The sequence below is a fragment of the Cytobacillus sp. IB215316 genome (assembly GCF_033963865.1).
Lineage (GTDB): Bacteria > Bacillota > Bacilli > Bacillales > SM2101 > Nanhaiella > Nanhaiella sioensis.
This window is the reverse complement of sequence record NZ_JAXBMC010000015.1, coordinates 1-18,455: the sequence shown is the minus strand read 5'-3', so window position 1 is coordinate 18,455 and position 18,455 is coordinate 1. Positions and strand designations below refer to the sequence as shown.

Sequence of the window (18,455 nt, the reverse complement as noted above, 5' to 3'; positions counted from 1 at the left end):
AAGCTTTAAGCCCCTTTCTTCTTTGTAGCCGTAATTATATATATTGGATTTAATGCGTCGAATCTCGTTAAGTTCAAAATCGGCTTGCTCCTTGAGACTTGTGCCAAAATAATTTCAGTATGAAAGCCATATTCGTTAAACAAGGCATTTGCTTCTGATAAGTTCTCAATTGTCACAGCATTAAGCACAATTCTTCCATCTTCTCGTAATTTATTACAACAAATTTGTAGGATGTTACGCATGCCACCAGCTGTCCCTCCAATAAAAACAGCGTCAGGATCAGGGAAAGAATCGAGGCCATCAGGTGCTTTTGCGTTTACTACTGTTATATCTGTACGGAATTTACGTATATTCAACAAACAATTTTCAATATCAGCTTCATTTTTCTCAAGCGCAAACACTTGCCCTTCTCGAGCAATTCTCGCAGCTTCGATAGCAACTGACCCAGTACAAGTCCCAATATCCCAAACGACACTATCTAGTTTAAGCTGTAGTGCACTTACACTTAGCGTTCTAATTTCCTTTTTCGTAATTAACCCTTTTTCGGGCTTTCGTTGGACAAACTCATTATCATTAATTCCTAAGCTCCAAGCGGGGCTTTCTGCCACCTTTTTCAGAATGACAATATTAAGAGGTGAAAAAACATTGTCCACGATGTTATGGAGCTCATGAAGATCATACCAGCCACACCTTTCCGACTCTCCACCAAGGTTTTCAGCTACAAAAGCACGATACTCTACCATGTTGTAAAAAAGTAGGTACGTAGCTATGGCTGAAGGCGTATTTGTTTCATCTGTCAAAATAGCTACTTTGTCTTTGCCGTCTATTTTTTGTGCTAGACCTTGCATCTTTCTTCCATGTAAGCTTGTTATATATGCATCCTGCCAGCTCTCACCCATTCTCGCAAATGCAAGCTGCACTGAACTAACATATGGATAAATTTCTAGCTGAAGTTTCTTTGCCAAATAACTGCCGATACCATAAAATAACGGATCACCCGAGGCGAGTATAACGATACGTCTTGATTCACTTTCAAGGCGTTCAACAAGTGAACGTAACCTTCCCTTAATCACTACCTTTTCTCCACAGTAATCAGGAAAAAATGCGAGCTGCCTTTCTCCGCCCACAAGCACTTCACTTTCATAAACCCATTGTTCATATGTAGAAAGGAGACTTTGTTTCCCTTCATCCCCTATACCAATCATCTTAATCGCTCTCGTCATAACATTCCGCCCTTCCTAACAGATCACCCTTTAATGTATACAAAGTCGTATCGACATCTACTCCACCGGACATTTCTTGAAGAGCTTGCTGACAACAATAATTACAAAGAACTTCGAAAAAACTATGAAACCCATTCGCGACCATCATATCCCCAACTTGTGAAGCGGTGTTTGCATGTTCAATTTCTTCAATTAATTTCCCTTTCACACCCACCTCGGATGCAACTTGTGCTAAAAAGCCAAAATCAACAGGTGCACTTTTCGAATGAACCATCATCACTCCTTGGGCGACTTTTGAGAATTTTCCCATCATGCCAACCATAGAGATCTTCTTAATCCCCAGACGTTTACACTGCTTAAGGGTAAAACCGACAAAATCACCCATTTCAATAAAAGCCTCATCTGATAAATTAGGAAGCTGTTGCATCGCATATTTTTCACTACGCCCGCCTGTTGTAATTGCAACATGCTCACAATCGCTTGCACGAGCTACTTTTATCGCTTGTACGATACTCGCTTTATAAGCAGCAGTAGAAAACGGTACAACGATCCCTCTTGTACCTAAAATAGAGATACCACCTAAAATTCCAAGTCTTCCATTAAGTGTTTTTTTGGCTATTTCAACACCATCAGGTACTGATATAACGACCTTTATTCCTTGGTGAATGCGAAATTGGGTTAACACTTCTTCAGCTGTGGATCGGATCATTTTTCTTGGAACAGGGTTAATTGCCGCTTCTCCAACTTCGATAGGTAACCCTGGTTTTGTTGCTCTACCAACGCCTGCTCCACCGTCCAACTCAATGCCAGCAGTATTTTTCCAGCTCACTGTTGCTTGTATTAAGGCACCATGAGTTGCATCTGGATCATCACCAGCATCCTTAATCACACCTACAGTTACGCCGTTCTCATGAAAATCACAATGCTCCATTTGGAAGGTAACAAAATTTCCGACCGGAAGATAAATCGTTGCATCGGTTTGCTCTTCCTTCGTAATTAATGCTGTGAGTGCTGCTTTCGTAGCTGCTGTAGCACACGATCCAGTCGTATAACCTTGTCGTAATTTTTTTTCCGTAGACTGTTTCTGGTCTTTCATACTTATCCTCTATCAGCAAGAATTGAAATTGCGTTTAATGCTGCAACTGTTACGGTACTTCCACCTTTCCGACCTATGTTCGTAATAAATGGAACATCCAACTTAGCCAGCTCCTCCTTTGATTCAGCAGCTGAAACAAAGCCTACTGGTAAACCGATAATTAACCCCGGTTTCGCCTCGCCTTCTTTTATTAGGCGAATAAGCTCTAATAGCGCTGTTGGCGCATTTCCAATGGCATAAATGCCTCCGTCAGCTTCTTTAATTGCTTTGCGCATAGAAATAATTGCCCGTGTTGTGTTAAGCCTTTTTGCTTCTTCCATCACGTCAGCATCTGATATATATACGTTAATATCGCAGCCATATTTTTCTACGCGCGGCTTGCTAATACCCACTTGTACCATTTGTACATCAGCAACAATTTTCTTACCGCTCCGAATGGCTTGAATACCTGCTCCAATAGCATCTTTATGAAACACAAGACTTTTCCCTAGTTCAAAGTCAGCCGAAGCATGAATGACACGTTGAACGACAGGGTATTGCTCTTCGGAAAACGGGTGCTCCCCTACCTCCTCATCGATCATTTCAAAGCTTCTTCCTTCGATTTGCTGTGGCTGAACAGTTTCCGGTTTAAATTCAGTGCGAAAATCCATTAAATCGTCCTCCTTATATGTTCTGCACTTCCATTTCTTTTAGTTGCCTTAATACTTCATCAAAAGATGAAAAAGTAAGGCCGTACTCAATGCTTGGTCGTTTGATCACGATTGTTTCTATATCTAGCTCAGCAGCTGCAGCTAGCTTTTCATCAACAGACCCAACCTTTCCACTCTCTTTCGTAATCATCAATGTAACACCGTATTGTTTGTAAAGCGCTATATCAAACTCTTTCGTGAACGGACCTTGAATGGCGACAATATTCTTCTGAGGAATACCAAGCTGCTCACACTTTTCCATATTATCTTTGCGCGGTAGCATTCTAGCAATCAAGCGAGTATTTGGTAAATTTAATAGCTTTTGAGAAAAAACTTGTAATGTTTTACTCCCCGTCGTGAGCATAATCACGCCACCCTTGCTAGCAGCAACCTCAGCTGCTTGTTCATAGCTCTCGACTGAGATGACTTCTTCTCGCTTAACAAGCTCTGGCTGCCTCTCATACCTTATATACGGGATATTCGCAGCTCTAGCTGCTTGTATAGCATTTCTAGATGCTTCCTCTGCAAATGGATGACTAGCATCCACAATCGTTTCAATGTTTTGTTGTTGAATAACTTCTACCATCTCTTCTGCAGATAACCTCCCGACCTTTATAGGAAGTCCAGCTTTTCTTAACTCTATCGCTGCACTATCTGTGACAACCGTTGTAAGCAGGGAGTATCCGTCATTCTTCATAGATATCGCAAGTTCTCTTGCGTCACTAGTACCGGCTAAACATAAAATCATTTAACATGCTCCGTTTTCACGTCATGATGGTGATGATGGTGGTGACCGTGATCATGATCATGATCGTGATGGTGGTGATGATCAATATGTTCCATCGCCTCTAAACGATACAGACACGTATCGCAATTCATCTTAACTTCATCTTTTAACGCCTCAGCTATGCGGTCATGCAAAATCAATTCAAGTTTTGGATGAAACCCAAAATATTCTGCTAACACAAATTCTACCGATGGGAATTCTGTTTGAAAATCTGCCATCAACCGCTCAAGACGTTTAATTAATATACCTGTAAATAAAAAGTATGGTACGACAACAACTCTTTTGGCTCCTAGCTTTATACATCGTTCAATACTTTCACGAATAAGAGGATCAGTGACGCCCATAAAAGCAGGTTCTACAATCTTATATTTAAGTCGTTCCCACAGCAGTCTTGTAATTTTATACAAATCACTATTCGCATCAGGGTCGCTTCCTCCTCGACCTAACAAAATTACTGCTGTATGCTCTTTAGGATCATCTATCTTCTCTCCAGCCTCTACCAATCTATTAGTACAGATGTCTAGTGCTAAATCATGAACTCCTATCGGCCTACCGTATGTAAAAGCAATATGAGGGTACTTCTCTTTTGCCTCATCAATTGCTGCAGGGATATGAATCTTTGAATGACCCGCTGGAAGTAGCATAATTGGAATGACAACAATATGCGATGCCCCTTTGTTCACACAAGCTTCCAGCCCTTGAAGTATATTTGGTAACTCAAACTCTAGAAAACACGCTTCTACTAATAAACTATCATCTATACTAGGTTTCATATTTTCTATAAACTTTAATACTTGTTCATTTCCTTCTGGATCTCTACTTCCATGACCAACAAATAACACTGCCTTCATTGATATTCCTCCTTTTAATCAGCACACGGTACCGGTTCAATTGATAGATCTGGTGACACATCTTTATACTGGTAACCCTGTATTTCCTTTACACGTTTATAATATTTGTGAAAACGCTCGTTCGGATGCCCCTTCTCCTTATACTCTCCTACGATATTTTGTATTAATGGAACCAGACGTTCAGGTTCAATCCCTTCTGCGACTAGTTGTCCAGCATGAGCAGTTCTACCAACGGTTTTCGCCCCGAGAAAGAGATCGAATTTGCCTTTGCGAAATACGATGCCAATATCATCATTCACTGCACCATAGCAAGCCATCGCACAGCCGTTAAAACCGATATGAAGCTCCTTTGGAACATCAATACCACCTATTAATGCTTGTATTTCCTCAGCCTGCGGTATGGAATCAAATTTCTCTCCATCACAAAAATCACATGCCTTCATAGTCGCTACATCACCAACCGGTGCAAGTAAAAAACCAACATCCGTTAGTTTATTTGTGACTGTTTCAGGGCTTGAAGTAGGAATATGAAGTAAAATCTGGTGATTGATTGTATACTCCATCGTTCCTTTATCACCAACGACATCTGCAAGAACAAGCATTTGCTGCGGCGTAAACTTTTTGTTAACGACACCTGGACTGACAGCTACTTCAAAAATTGACTCAATATTTGTTCCTACATATGTTGACCTCTCATTCGTTACCCCTTTGTCTTGATCAACCATCGCAATTGCCTTATTTGCCATATCTAAAGCTGAAGGAGACTCTTCCTTACCTCCGTGCAATGCCCAAGGCTCGTTCTCTCTTTTTAGCCGTTCATGTGGCTTCAATCTCTGCTCTTGTGTTTGCAATGTGTATTTTCTTTGGTAACCTCTTGGCGTAATCATTTTGTTATCATACATAAACGTAGTGGAATTCCCAATAATCACAGTTGTTAACATACCAATATCGTGATCAAGCATCTCCTGTAAGGTCGTCATAACGACATGCTGTCGATCTCTGTATGCACTTTTTACTAAACCAACTGGTGTGTCTTGAGAACGGTATTTTAATAGAATTTGTTGCGCTTCAACAATTTGTCTCGTTCGCTTCCCACTCTTTGGATTGTAAAGAGCGATGACGAAATCAGCCTGACCTGCTGCTTCAATTCTTCTTTCGATAAGCTCCCAAGGAGTCAAATGATCACTTAAGCTAATCGTACAAGCATCATGCATAATAGGAGCACCTAGCAACGACGCGCATGAATTAATTGCAGAAATCCCTGGAACAACCTCTACCTCAACTCCATCAAGTTCTGACCATCCTTTTTCAATTAACACCTCGTATACTAAGCCAGCCATGCCATATACTCCAGCATCTCCGCTTGAAATTACAGCCACATATTTTCCTTCTTCCGCTAACTTAACCGCTGCTTGTGCACGGCTTACTTCTTCTGACATGCCTGTGCTTACTATTTCTTGATCTGTTATAAGACCTGAAATAAGATCTACATATGTTTTATAACCAATAATACAATCACTTTCAGCAATGGCTTCCTTGGCCCTGTTAGTTATATGGTCTTCACTACCTGGCCCGAAACCGACAATGAGTAATTTTCCCTTCATGCTAACCCCTCCTTATTATTCATTTACTTATTTACCACTGCTTTTTCTTTCGAAATCCCAAGTGGACGATCACCTTGTAACTGCATCCCCGTATTTGTTGTTGTATAGCTCATCGCATGTGTAAGGGGCTGTCCTTCTGCAAGGTGTTCGGAAACAATCTGGCGACCTAGTTCTGGTGTAACCTTCTCATACCACGTACCCTCTGGATAGACGATTGCTACACACGCGTCCTTACATCTACCATTACACCTCGTTCTTGTCGTATGAACAGTTGAATCGAGACCTAGTCTTTCAATTTCTTCACGAATAGCTACTGTAGCTTCTTCACCACCTTTTCTCATACAGCTTGAACCATTACATATCAACACGTGATGTTTCGTCCCTTGTAAATTCCATGTCGTCAATTTCATCCTCTCCCTTCAATAACTATATTTCTGCTAAAAGCTTCATTATTTCATTTTTTGTTTTTGGAATGGTGCATGAATTAAATCGATCTTTCACTCTTAATTGTTCGAAGACATCAATGATCCACGGTTTCTCTAAGTGACTTTTTTGTAAAATCGCATCGTCTCGAAATACTTGATCAGGTTTGTCATGGGCTATGATCCTCCCTTCATTCATTACAATGATCTCATCAGCCCATTCATAAGCTAAATTCACATCATGTGTAGACACAATCATTGTTTTGTTCTCTGTTTGAATATCATGTAATACATTCATAATTTTCTTAGCATAGTATGGATCTAGCCCTGCTGTCGGTTCATCTAATACCATGAGCTTCGGCTCCATGGCCACAATTCCCGCAATGGCAACTCGTTTTTTTTGGCCAATGCTTAAAAAATGAGGTGGCTTTTCTTTTAATGCAGTCGTTTCCGTTAACACCATTGCCTTGTCCACAGCTAGCTCCACTTCGCTCTCAGAAAGCCCCATATTTTTAGGTCCATATTTTATATCTTGATAAACACTAGATGAGAATAATTGAGAGTCAGAATCCTGATATACAATCCCTACCTGTTGACGTAATCTCTTTATCTCTTTGCGCTTGTACCGTAACGTTTCACCTTGAAAACAGATGGAACCACTCGTGGGTTGTAAAATCCCATTGAAATGTAAAAACAATGTTGACTTTCCAGCCCCGTTATTTCCTAACAAAGCAATTTTCTTTCCTTGTTCAATAGATAGAGAAATATTGTTTATAGCATCAGTCCCATCAGGATATTGGTATATAATGTTTTCAAGCTCTATAATTGGTGTACTCATTAAACAGAACTCCTTTTACATAGCTGATGCTACAAATGTAAGCGTCAGCATTGATATCGCTACGATCCCCCAGTTCAGTGGATGATATTTATAGCTGCTTTCAATTTCATAATTACCATCTTGTCCACCACGTGTATCTACAGCTATTTGTAGTTCTTTTGCGTACTTCATAGACTTTACAAACACCCCTACCACTAGCTGACCTAAAGAATAAATTGATAGACGGTAATGTTGATAGCCAAGTCTAGAAGCTTGTGCGATATAGACTTCTTGAGCTTTATCTAAGAGTACAAAAATAAATCTATATGTGAATGCAACGAGTTCAATAAATAGTGTTGGTAGTTTCATTTTCTGTAGAAGCCATAAAATATCATGAAGCGGCGTAGATAATATTAAGAAATACATGCAACTTACAGTTGAGAAAACGGTAAAAAATAAGCTTGTAACGATTGATATATTATCTGTAGATATATACAACTGCCACGTACCAAAAGTCATTGACCATAAAGAATCAATTACTTTGTAGTCATACGGTGCAACCGAAATAAGAATAGGTATAATACTTGAAACCAAAAAAAATGATGGTAATAAAAGTAGTTTTATATAATCACGTACTGAGATTTTCGCACCAAAAACTATTGCCATGCTCATGATTAACAAAGTTATAACAGCAATAACTTCACTTTTTGTAATAAGACAGAAAAACAAAAATAAAAATGTGAAAACTGCTTTCTCAATAGGGTGAACATGTCGTAGCTGATTCAAATAAGCAAGCTGGTCAATCCGAAGCATGCTTCACCTCACTAGAAGATTCAGTGGAGAATTTTTTTCGTGCTCTACCATAGCCGATAACATAGCCGATTATAATTGCACCTATGGCCGCTTGTAAGGAAAATAGCAAGCTTTCTATCTCACCGCTTGGTGGCTCCCATAATACGTTGAACCAAGGCTCATAATTAGGTGCTATTTCACCAATCGCTTCTTCAGCTTGTCCATCTGCCCCACCAAATTCAGCAGCCTGCTGTGTTACTAAAGGAACAATAGCCAACAAGATGACCAACACTATCAAAATCAGATTTTTCATTAATTAACATACCTCCTTGTTTCAAATAGCTGTTTTCGCATTAATAGTTGCTTTTCGTAATAAAAGCTAAACAAGAATATAACTAGTTCAGGGCATCTTTTCTTTGTTAAAGTCTATAAAAATCATTTCATACACATCAGTTACTCAAATGTAAGTTAAAAAAACTGAAAAAATGGCTGTAGTATAACTAATTGAGTTACTTCTCTTTTTGCTCAAACATACTACCTTATTGTTCTAAGCTTTTTTTGAACTCATTCTAACTACTGGAACATTTAATAGCTGTAATTCTCGAACATTGTATTTTGCAAGCAAGTTCATAACTACTACTGTTAATAGCCCCTCACTCACTGCTAAAGGAATTTGTGTGAAAGAGAAAATCCCAGCAAATTTGATAAATGATGCTACAACTCCTCCAACCTCAGTCGGAAATGCCAGAGCTAATTGAAAAGCTGTCACAGTATAAGTACTGAGATCTCCTAACATGGCTGCTAAAAAAACTGAGACTGCAAAAGAGAAATTTACTCTTAAGCCTGCTTTAAATACGAAATATGTAACCATTGGTCCTACAACAGCCATTGAAAATGCATTTGCACCGAGTGTTGTGATACCGCCATGAGCGAGCAATAATGATTGAAACATTAATACAATCGTCCCTAGTACACTCATGACTGTTGGACCAAAAAGCACAGTACCTAGCCCAACACCAGTCGGATGTGAACTACTTCCAGTTACAGAAGGGATTTTTAATGCTGACAACACAAATGCAAACGCCCCTGATAGCCCAAGCATCGTCTTCACCTCAGGGTTTTCTTTCACTTTTTTTCGGATGGAGTACATCCCAACAGCCAAAAATGGAATGGTTAAAACCCACCAAAAAATAGCCCACCCAACCGGCAGGAAGCCCTCCATTATGTGCATCGCATATACTGGCCGAAATGAATTCAGCCAAAAATAACTAGTCAAACCAATAATAATTGTTACGAATAGCCAAGCATGTTTTCTTTTCATCAGTGAAGCTCTCCCCCATGTTTATAAAGGCTAATTCCAAATATATTGATATACACACGAATATAGCTCGTGGTTACTACACAAAATTAGAAGATTCCGAAAGAGCCTTTATGTAAAATAAAAAGAGCACTCAAACCATAAAGGATCGAGTGCTCAGAAAAAGTCAGTATTAACTATATGTTTACATACTAATTCTTAACAACACCTCCCTATATTCCCGTAGGTTACAATCGTGTTACTTAAACAGGCAGGTCTCCTGACTTATCTTCAACACTTCCTGCGCCTTCCCATTTCTTTACGAAACAGTGACACATATGCAGGTTGCTCAGACTTACAGTGGCGGGAACCGCGTCGGCTTTACACCGAACTTCCCTTTTAAGTTGTACACAGCTTTTACTTATGCACAACACCTGTTTATTTCATCATTCAGTTGTTATAATTCAGTATATTCTAAATTAAATTATGAGTCTAGCTTTTTTCATATCATGTATATTTGTGAAAGGAAATTTCTAATAGTACGTGTATAATATAATAAATATTAATTTGATTTCTAATAAAACAAAGTTAAGGTGACTAACTATGAAAATAGGACAATTTTCTAAAGAAAATAAAATAAGCATAAATACAACTAGACACTACATAGACCTTGGCTTAATAACACCTGAGAAAGCATCCGGACAGTATCAATTTGATGAACAGTGCCACAGAGATGTAAAGGATATTATTTACTTAAAAAACCTCGGCTTTTCGTTAAGTGAAATAAAAACAATCTTTCAATATAAAAGACTTGGCAAATTATCCGCACTAGAAAATAACGAATTTTACAAAGAGATTTTTGTAGAAAAGCTACATACGATAGAACATAAAATAGTCGAATACGAAGAAACGAGACAAAATTTGCAAAATGAACTTACCCATTTAAATACAACGAATAAACCTAAACAGCTTAAAATGGGTATGAGCTTATCAGTGCTCCCACTTTTAGAATGTAAAAAATGCGGCGCTGCTTTAAGCATTAAAAATGGAGACATCGTTAACAATCAAATCTTACATGGTGTTCTTCAATGTAACTGTGAGCATCAACACTTTATTAAAGACGGAATTCTCTTCACCCCACAAACCATTCATCATGCTCACCACGTTAAAAGTCCAAGTCATATGATGAATGAATTCAACTATTTTATATCAGATTACATTAAGGAAACAGATGAAAAATATTTAGATCATCTATATCAGGCTGTTGACTGGTTTTATAAAAGGGTTAATTTTGAACAATTAACGCATAAAATATTGCTCCATCTTGGTACCGGAATTGGTTTCTCATTAAGGCATATCTATAACTCCTTGCCTAAAGATTGCCTCTATATTGCTGTTGATCATGATTACCAACGACATTACGTATTAAAAAGCATTTTAGAAACTTATGAAGAACAGAAAAATATCTTATTTATTTGTTCTGATTTCCTACATATTCCATTAAAAAAAGAAGCAGTCGATTTTTTAATTGATACAGGCAGTTCAGAGCATAGCTTTCAACATGAAAACTTTTTAATAGAGGAAGTACAGCTTTATTTAAAAGAAGAAAGTAATTTAATCGGTGCATATTTGACGTATGAAAACTATCATATAAAAAATGAAATCAATCCGTCTTATAGACAAAACTTTCAACTTAATAACATCAAAGAGAAATTAAAAACTTTACGCTATGACCTTGTCGACGATATGGTCTCTATTCCAGTTGATCAATCCCCTGGAAAGTATGAATTGCAATTACTAGATGGCGAGAAGATGTATACTTATCTTTATTATGGAAAAAGGTTGGGTTAACCCGACCTTTTGTAAATTTCATCGTAAAAAAAACGTAAATACTACCTTGCTATTGCCCTTTCCCGATGAATTAGGATTACTATAAAGGAGGGGGAAATATTGAGGAATAAATTAAGTCAAATGTTTGATCCAAAATCTGATGTAAAAAATTTGATCTTACTTTCATTTGGAAGCATTGTCTCGTTATTTGGATCTTTCGTTTACTCATTTGCTATCAGTTTATATGTTTTGACAGTAACAGGTTCGGGGCTTTCATTTGCAACAAACTTAATATTATCTATTATACCGACCATTATTTTAGGACCTGTAGCTGGAGTTATCACAGACCGTCTGAACCGTAAATTCATACTAGTTTTTAGTGATGTATTAAGTGGCGTGGTGCTTCTTATTTTATATGTAATTAGCCTTCATGAACTCCATTTATATTGGATTTATGCAATTACATTTATTTTAAATGTCTTCAGTACATTTGCTAGTGTGAGCATCGAATCATCTAAACCAAATATTGTTCATGAAAATAACTTGATGAAGATCAACGCGATCACAAGAATAATTTTTTCAATTTCTTTTACTTTAGGACCAATTATAGGAGGAATGGTATTTGCTTTTGTTAATATAAAAACCTTTATATTAATAAATGCTATCTCCTTTATCATTTCAAGTATAAGTGAGTGCTTTATTAATTTCCGATTCAACGAAAAAAATTCTCCTAACAAAGAAAAAGACCACTTTTTCATAGAGCTAAAGGAAGGTTTTTCTTATATTATTTCTCAAAAAAAATTACGAGGCATTATCGTTCTGTCAATACTTGTTAACTTTTTTATTACTTTATCATCAACCATTCCAGTTCCGTTTATTATTACAAATGTTTTAAAGCTTCATTCTACTGCATTCGGAATCATTGAAGCGGCATTTCCAATTGGTATGCTAATTGGATCTATTTTCATTGGAAAATTTATTTCAAAGTTACATTATCATAAGTTTTTAATACTTATGACTATGATCATCTCCAGTTTAACAATCCTCATTAGTGGACCATTGCTCTTTAACCAAACTTATCACCCTATTTTTTACACAATATTTTATTGTGTATTAAATATAGGCTTTGGGATTTCTTCATCATTTGTGGATATCCCTATCATGACGTTTATTCAACAAATGGTTCCTGATCAGTTAAGAGGAAGAGTTATAAGTACTGGCTTAACTATTGTTAAGGCCATTGTACCGATTGCTATGATTCTGTCAGGAACACTTCTAAACATCATCTCACCTTATTGGCTACCATTAGTCGGAGGATCAACACTGTTAAGCATAAGTTTATATATGTATTTCACGAAAGAAATAAGATCAATATCGTTGAGACACCATACACAAAATGCGGAAGCACCTTAATAAGTTTTGAAGCTGTATGCGATTAAGTTACTGCATATCAGCTAAGGAATAGCTATTTGCATTTTAGCAGCAAAGGAATGCTAATTTAATAGGCACTTTTTGTTAGGCTGTTTTCGGTTATTTTTCCTATTAACAAATACACATGAGGACAACTCAAGCTTCGGGGCATCTTTTCTTCTAAAAAATATTGATATAACAGCAAACTATACTAAAACAGCCTTTTGTTATCTTTGTTGCTTTATTTCACTTAAATTCGAGTAACTGATATGTTGCATATGTTGAATATGGTTTTAATAGTCTTAGAAGAAGAAAAGGTTAAACTAACTGCTTTATCCGTGTTTATATCTTAGTAAGAAAAGAAACGAGCTGTGGAAAAAACAATATCAAACATAAATAAAGGTGATTATATGAAAACAAACTTATTTTTTGTGCGCCATGCTCATGCTACTTATACACCTGATGAATTAAGTAGGCCTCTGTCTAAACAAGGTCTATTTGACGCAACTAACGTAACATCCATTCTTAAAGACGAAAAAATCGATATCGTCATATCTAGCCCTTACAAAAGAGCGATACAAACAGTTGACGGTATTGCCCAGCTTAGAGATATGGAGATAGTACTAAAAGACGACTTTATGGAGAGATTATTGTCTGACGGACCAGTTGATAACTTCCTACAGGCTATAACAGCCGTTTGGGAAAATGAGCAGCTTTCATTCAAAGGTGGGGAATCAAATATAATTGCTCAGGCACGAGGTGTAAAGGTAACTAAAGAGATATTATCAAAATATGAAGGTAAAAATATAGTCGTCGGTACACATGGCAATATTATGGTATTAATCATGAATTACTTTGACCCACAATTTGATTTTGCCTTTTGGAAACAACTCACCATGCCAGATATTTATAAATTATCCTTTGATGGACATGAGTTAGTAGATGTCTATAGATTGTGGAGTTCTCAAAATCATTAACAGGATCCCTCATTAAATAGACTCGCTGCCTCACCCGTTGTATCAAAAGAGATGAAAACCGTAGATGCATTTGTATCTACGGTTATTTACTAAAACATGAGCATTTGTTAATTGAACTCATTACTAATTTTAGTTTCATAAGGTAATTCTTTAGATTCATTTGGCTGATTAACAGATAAGTTCGTTAAATTAAGCTTAATGCTAACCATAGCACCGACTATTATGATGATTGCAGCTGTAAAATAAGTAACGATTAATGATGTGTAAGTGACCAAAGGTCCAGCAACAGCCGATCCCACTAGCATTCCTCCAATAAATAATGGAGTTAATATTCCATTTGTTCTCCCTATATACTTTTCATCTATCATTTTAATGATGAGCATTCCAAGCATCGTTTGCCACATGGCTAATATTAAGCCTGTTATAAAATTCATTGTCGCTGTTAATACAAACCATACAGACAAAACCTCTATGATAAGTGAGAAAGACAAGAAACATAACCCTCCGACAATTACCCTTTTCACCTTAAACTTGTTGCCTAATATAGCAGCCATAATACTTCCAACAAACATTCCTATGCCGGCTAGCATATAAAGCCATTGAATACTCTCTTTATCCAGGCCTAAACGATCAATAACAATGAAAATGTCCAACGGTTGAACAATACCTGCTCCTAATCCAATGAAAACAAAAGCAATTGCAATAATACTTAAATTTCTTGAGTTCTTTACGTATCGAACTCCATCTTTCAATTCTTTAATAAACCTAGAAGAGCTATGTGAGTGCTCTTTATGCGGTGTTGGTAGGAACAATAATGTGATAGACGAAATGAAAAATGCAATCGTGATACTTACTAAGGAAGCGGTAATGCCAAACCAACTGTAGATTAACGTTCCGATAATTGGACCAATGATTAAAAATAGTGCTTGCAAGCTTTGAATAATTCCTATTGCAGGAGCAACCATATCTTCTGGAATATGTTTTTTGAATATTATGGAAGATGAAGGCTGTGATATTTGGCTAACAACACTAGAGACAAGTGTAGCTAGAAAAATAACCTGCCAATTTCCGTTATTCACAAATAAGATGATGATGCATATGGATAAAGCGCTAGCGAAATCCCCTAAGATCATTGTCTTTTTAGGATTCCACCTGTCTGCTAACGCTCCTCCAACAAAAGAAAAAAGAAAAATCGGGGTGTATTCAATCACAGTTAGCAATGAAACATAAATTGCATTATTATCAGTTAATTCCATTACAAAAAACAATAATGCAATGTTTCTAATCCAAATAGCACATTGCTGAATTAAATCCGTGAAAAGAATGATTTGGAAAACTCTATTTGATAATAACTTCATAAATAAAAACCTCCTATAATTTAATTGTTTAATTATATTAAAATTTAAGTATACTTAAATTTTAATGAAAAAAATTGTAAATTATTAATTTCTGACCAACATTTATTGAAACTAAAGGCTATTTTTGTAAGACTTGTTGCTATTATGACCACTTATGTACTATAAGAAGTGGCTTTATAAGTGAGTCATCATGTTACAGAAGAAAGATGCCAGGAACTCTAGTTTGCACGTGTTTTTTCCTTACCACATTTATGGGTCAAATTACAATTTTTACGGGTCAATTACTTAGTTATATGGGTCAAATCACAATATTTACAGGTCAAATACTTAGTTATATATGAGCCAAATCACCAAAAACAACAATCGACGGGCAAAAAGCCTAAGTAACTTAAAATTTAAATTATATAAATATTTAATTATACTTAACTATAATATAAAAATATATAGTTAATATTTTTCTTTTTGTTGAATTTCTGTAGCAATATTGTAAAGCTTCTGTTGTAAATCAACTAAATTTTCTAAATCATTTTCATTTAGTTTTGAATAATATTTTTTGATGATATATAACTCGAAATTAGCCATTATTTGATTGTATTCTTTTCCTTTCTCGTCAAGATGGACAATGATTTCTCTTCGGTTATTAACATTGATCTCTCTTTTCAAAAAGCCTTTTTTCTCAAGTTTACTTACGAGTTGAGTTGCGGCACTAGGTGTGATGGAAAAATGGTTTGAAATCTCATTGTTTGTTAGTGAATTTGCGTTTAACAGTTCCAATAAGATACTTTGCTTTGTAGTTAAATTTAGAAATTCTTTATTAGCAAATCCATGATATTCTTCCAAAAATATAGTATTTAAAGCATCTGAAGAGTGTTTCAATTTTTTATAATAAATAGCAGTAATGTCATCCATATAATCACCTTTGAAGTTTGAAATTGACTTTTATTGTTGTTTTCGTACTAAGACTCTTTTCATCCATAAAGAGTGCATGGTCTCTCAAATAGCCTCATTGTTTACAATGCTAATTTACTATCAATAGCGATAAAGCTTACGAAAAGATCTTTTTAATTTCACCTTTATTATAAACTAACACAAATAATTAAGCAACCTTAAATATTAATTAAATTAAAATAAAATTGAAGTTAATCTTTTTTATACATGGAAAAACCGTAGATGAGCATTATCTACGGTTTTACGCTCTTTACTTAGTATGAACTTATTCTGAAGGCATTGTAAAGTAAACATAGTCTGATTCATAAGTAATTTGGTCTTGAGTTATCCCCCATTTAACAAGCATTTTAACTCGATATTCTGTGTCAAAATCCGCTTCTTTTGTCCAAACATCATTCCAATCAGTCGGGTTTAAAAGTTTATAATCCGTGTAACCCCATTGTCCATTTGGATATAACTTCTCACGTCGTAAATAAACATACTCTGGGCCACCTACATCGTCAACATTTGCGAGTAAATCAACAATCATTAGATTACCGCTACTATAGATCCCCTTAATTTCAACTGGTTTTGGCATTAGATAATAGCTCCAAGGCGAAGCATATTTCTCACTACCCACTGAATTTGTAATCGTTAGTTTCATTCTGTATTGCGTATCCCATACAGATTCTCTTTCCCAAGTTGATTTACCAGTCACGTCATAATCAGTATAACGCCATATCCCATCTTCATATAATTTTTCACGTCTTAAGGTCACAGTATCGCCACCGCTTATGCTTACTGCAAAATTCAGCTTCATCATACTAGTAGTATGAGATAAATCCGTAATCATTGCTGCAGGTGGTTCTTTGCCGACGATAGTCCATGGTGTAACTTGTCCTTTGTCCAATAGTACTTCTCCGTTTTCTTTTAATTGCACTTGAGGAAGAAGCCATTCTACTGTTGAAGGAAAGTATAGTTCATTACTATGCAAATAAACTGTAGGAGCGTATTTTTCAGCATATTCTTCTGCTTTTTGTAATTTTTCTGGATTCGCTCCTAAGTCCGTAATATCATTATTATGACTTGCACCTGTCACATCCCTAAACCACCCTTTTGACACTCCTGGCCCTTTTGGACTATCTGGGCACGAAAGATTGCACAGATCCACGGCATCAGACGTTCCACTTTCACCCCATCTTCCTTTAAAATCCATCCATGGCGTATTTTGTTGATTGAAAATAATAAAGTTATCGTCAGCGATATCCCATTTATGTCCTCTATTTGTATAATCATTTCCAAACCCACTTAATCTACTATGCTTCCCTTCAGTCCAATAGTTTGCATGACTTTGCTCAGCAGAATATATAACAGGGTGAGTAGGACCATTTTGAAATTCAAACTTAGATGAGTCAGTCCAATCATGTTCATTATCATGAGCTGAAGGAAGTATACTTTCAATTTCGCTTGTGTCTTTATTAACCAGTATCTTTACCCCTTCCCAGTCACCAGCATGAGCACCACTTGGAATAATACCTAGCCCTCCTATACTACCATTATATGGATAAAAAAAGCGGTAGTTTAAACCTATATAATCTTCATATTCTAGAACTTGGACATACGCTTTTGCTGTTTGTAAGTTACCCATTCTAACAAAGATACTAGGGTCCATCTTAAGGTATTGATCAGATTCTGCTGCATTGGCAGTATTGAAGGTTACAAAAGGAGAGAACAGTAGAACAATTAACATAATAATGAAGGTTTTTTTACTTTTATTGACCATTTCACTTCCACTCCCTTTTCACATATTTTTCTAGACCATGCTATTGACTATGATCGCTAGCAATTCTAGTTTCTTGTATACTACAAGAATTTTATCTTTTATCAAACTTACAGAATGACATCTATCACCCTATTTCGACAATATATTCTGAATATTCCTTAGCCACTCGAGCTTTTTTATAGTTGTAAATCAACATATTTATTTTTCCTATATATTTTGACTAACACAATAAACCTCGTCATTAGCTGATGACGAGGTTACAATATCATTGATTATTGGTAGGTAGCGGTAGCTCCATAGCCAGAATTTCTTTAATTAAAGCTTCTTTCTTAAACTTTGTTGTTATTATTATGGTTTTATCCAAGCCTCGTCCTTTAAGGTAGGAAAGATGCACGACACTAGATATCATGTGAACATAGTTTAGTAACAACATAGAATCTTATTGGATAACGCTAAAGATCTCATCAATAAATACTAAACAAAATCTCCACATAAGTATCGTTAGATTTTGACTCTCTTCAAGCGAAGTGAGTTTGTCACAACTGATACTGAGCTAAATGCCATAGCTGCTCCTGCTACCCAAGGTGCTAAT

The 18,455-nt window shown here is 36.3% G+C and carries 17 protein-coding genes and 1 riboswitch; of the genes, 3 read left to right on the top strand and 14 right to left on the bottom strand.

Annotated features, from left to right (window positions below):
* Nucleotides 1-5: 5 nt before the first annotated feature.
* The 11 genes from cbiE to SLH48_RS18325 all read right to left on the bottom strand — a co-directional run bounded on the left by cbiE (nt 6) and on the right by SLH48_RS18325 (nt 9,602).
* Nucleotides 6-1,223, bottom strand: coding sequence for a precorrin-6y C5,15-methyltransferase (decarboxylating) subunit CbiE (cbiE, locus tag SLH48_RS18375; RefSeq protein ID WP_320259341.1), 1,218 nt, complete (start codon nt 1,221-1,223; stop codon nt 6-8).
* Complete coding sequence (locus SLH48_RS18370) at nt 1,207-2,319, bottom strand: cobalt-precorrin-5B (C(1))-methyltransferase (protein WP_320259340.1); 1,113 nt, start codon at nt 2,317-2,319, stop codon at nt 1,207-1,209. The genes cbiE and SLH48_RS18370 overlap by 17 nt, the downstream gene beginning before the upstream one ends.
* A gap of 2 nt (nt 2,320-2,321) precedes the next feature.
* A complete protein-coding gene (locus tag SLH48_RS18365; RefSeq protein WP_214484393.1) occupies nt 2,322-2,969 on the bottom strand; it encodes a precorrin-8X methylmutase in 648 nt (215 codons plus the stop codon).
* Between the two features lie 13 nt (nt 2,970-2,982).
* Nucleotides 2,983-3,756 carry a precorrin-6A reductase gene (gene cobK / locus SLH48_RS18360; protein WP_320259339.1) on the bottom strand — a complete coding sequence of 258 codons (774 nt, stop codon included), beginning with the start codon at nt 3,754-3,756 and terminating at the stop codon, nt 2,983-2,985.
* Nucleotides 3,753-4,646 (bottom strand): sirohydrochlorin chelatase, encoded by an 894-nt coding sequence (locus SLH48_RS18355; protein WP_320259338.1) that lies wholly within the window; start codon nt 4,644-4,646, stop codon nt 3,753-3,755. Before SLH48_RS18355 ends, cobK begins: the two co-directional genes overlap by 4 nt.
* A 14-nt stretch (nt 4,647-4,660) precedes the next feature.
* Entirely contained in the window at nt 4,661-6,250 is a 1,590-nt protein-coding gene (cobJ, locus tag SLH48_RS18350; protein WP_320259337.1) for a precorrin-3B C(17)-methyltransferase, read from the bottom strand.
* Between the two features lie 23 nt (nt 6,251-6,273).
* Nucleotides 6,274-6,654 (bottom strand): (2Fe-2S) ferredoxin domain-containing protein, encoded by a 381-nt coding sequence (locus tag SLH48_RS18345; protein ID WP_320259392.1) that lies wholly within the window; start codon nt 6,652-6,654, stop codon nt 6,274-6,276.
* A gap of 22 nt (nt 6,655-6,676) precedes the next feature.
* Nucleotides 6,677-7,510, bottom strand: coding sequence for an energy-coupling factor ABC transporter ATP-binding protein (locus SLH48_RS18340; protein WP_320259336.1), 834 nt, complete (start codon nt 7,508-7,510; stop codon nt 6,677-6,679).
* A 15-nt stretch (nt 7,511-7,525) separates the two neighbouring features.
* The gene (gene cbiQ, locus SLH48_RS18335; protein WP_320259335.1) at nt 7,526-8,302 is read right to left on the bottom strand and encodes a cobalt ECF transporter T component CbiQ; all 777 of its coding nucleotides are present in this window, start codon (nt 8,300-8,302) and stop codon (nt 7,526-7,528) included.
* Nucleotides 8,289-8,594, bottom strand: a complete 306-nt coding sequence (locus tag SLH48_RS18330) for an energy-coupling factor ABC transporter substrate-binding protein (protein WP_320259334.1) — start codon at nt 8,592-8,594, stop codon at nt 8,289-8,291. The genes cbiQ and SLH48_RS18330 overlap by 14 nt, the downstream gene beginning before the upstream one ends.
* A gap of 234 nt (nt 8,595-8,828) precedes the next feature.
* The gene (locus tag SLH48_RS18325; RefSeq protein WP_320259333.1) at nt 8,829-9,602 is read right to left on the bottom strand and encodes an energy-coupling factor ABC transporter permease; all 774 of its coding nucleotides are present in this window, start codon (nt 9,600-9,602) and stop codon (nt 8,829-8,831) included.
* A gap of 228 nt (nt 9,603-9,830) precedes the next feature.
* Nucleotides 9,831-10,031: riboswitch (cobalamin riboswitch) on the bottom strand.
* Between the two features lie 150 nt (nt 10,032-10,181).
* On the opposite strand from SLH48_RS18325, the gene SLH48_RS18320 reads away from it, so the two are divergent.
* The 3 genes from SLH48_RS18320 (at nt 10,182) to SLH48_RS18310 (ending at nt 13,795) form a co-directional block, all read left to right on the top strand.
* Complete coding sequence (locus SLH48_RS18320; protein ID WP_320259332.1) at nt 10,182-11,429, top strand: MerR family transcriptional regulator; 1,248 nt, start codon at nt 10,182-10,184, stop codon at nt 11,427-11,429.
* A 99-nt stretch (nt 11,430-11,528) separates the two neighbouring features.
* The gene (locus tag SLH48_RS18315; RefSeq protein ID WP_320259331.1) at nt 11,529-12,821 is read left to right on the top strand and encodes an MFS transporter; all 1,293 of its coding nucleotides are present in this window, start codon (nt 11,529-11,531) and stop codon (nt 12,819-12,821) included.
* Between the two features lie 407 nt (nt 12,822-13,228).
* Nucleotides 13,229-13,795, top strand: a complete 567-nt coding sequence (locus SLH48_RS18310; RefSeq protein WP_320259330.1) for a histidine phosphatase family protein — start codon at nt 13,229-13,231, stop codon at nt 13,793-13,795.
* A gap of 107 nt (nt 13,796-13,902) precedes the next feature.
* On the opposite strand, the gene SLH48_RS18305 is transcribed toward SLH48_RS18310, so the two are convergent.
* From SLH48_RS18305 to SLH48_RS18295, 3 genes are all read right to left on the bottom strand, one after another.
* Nucleotides 13,903-15,153 carry an MFS transporter gene (locus SLH48_RS18305; protein ID WP_320259329.1) on the bottom strand — a complete coding sequence of 417 codons (1,251 nt, stop codon included), beginning with the start codon at nt 15,151-15,153 and terminating at the stop codon, nt 13,903-13,905.
* Nucleotides 15,154-15,600: 447 nt separating this feature from the next.
* The gene (locus SLH48_RS18300) at nt 15,601-16,062 is read right to left on the bottom strand and encodes a MarR family winged helix-turn-helix transcriptional regulator (protein WP_214484406.1); all 462 of its coding nucleotides are present in this window, start codon (nt 16,060-16,062) and stop codon (nt 15,601-15,603) included.
* A 304-nt stretch (nt 16,063-16,366) separates the two neighbouring features.
* The gene (locus SLH48_RS18295; protein WP_320259328.1) at nt 16,367-17,863 is read right to left on the bottom strand and encodes a Vps62-related protein; all 1,497 of its coding nucleotides are present in this window, start codon (nt 17,861-17,863) and stop codon (nt 16,367-16,369) included.
* Nucleotides 17,864-18,455 lie beyond the last annotated feature (592 nt).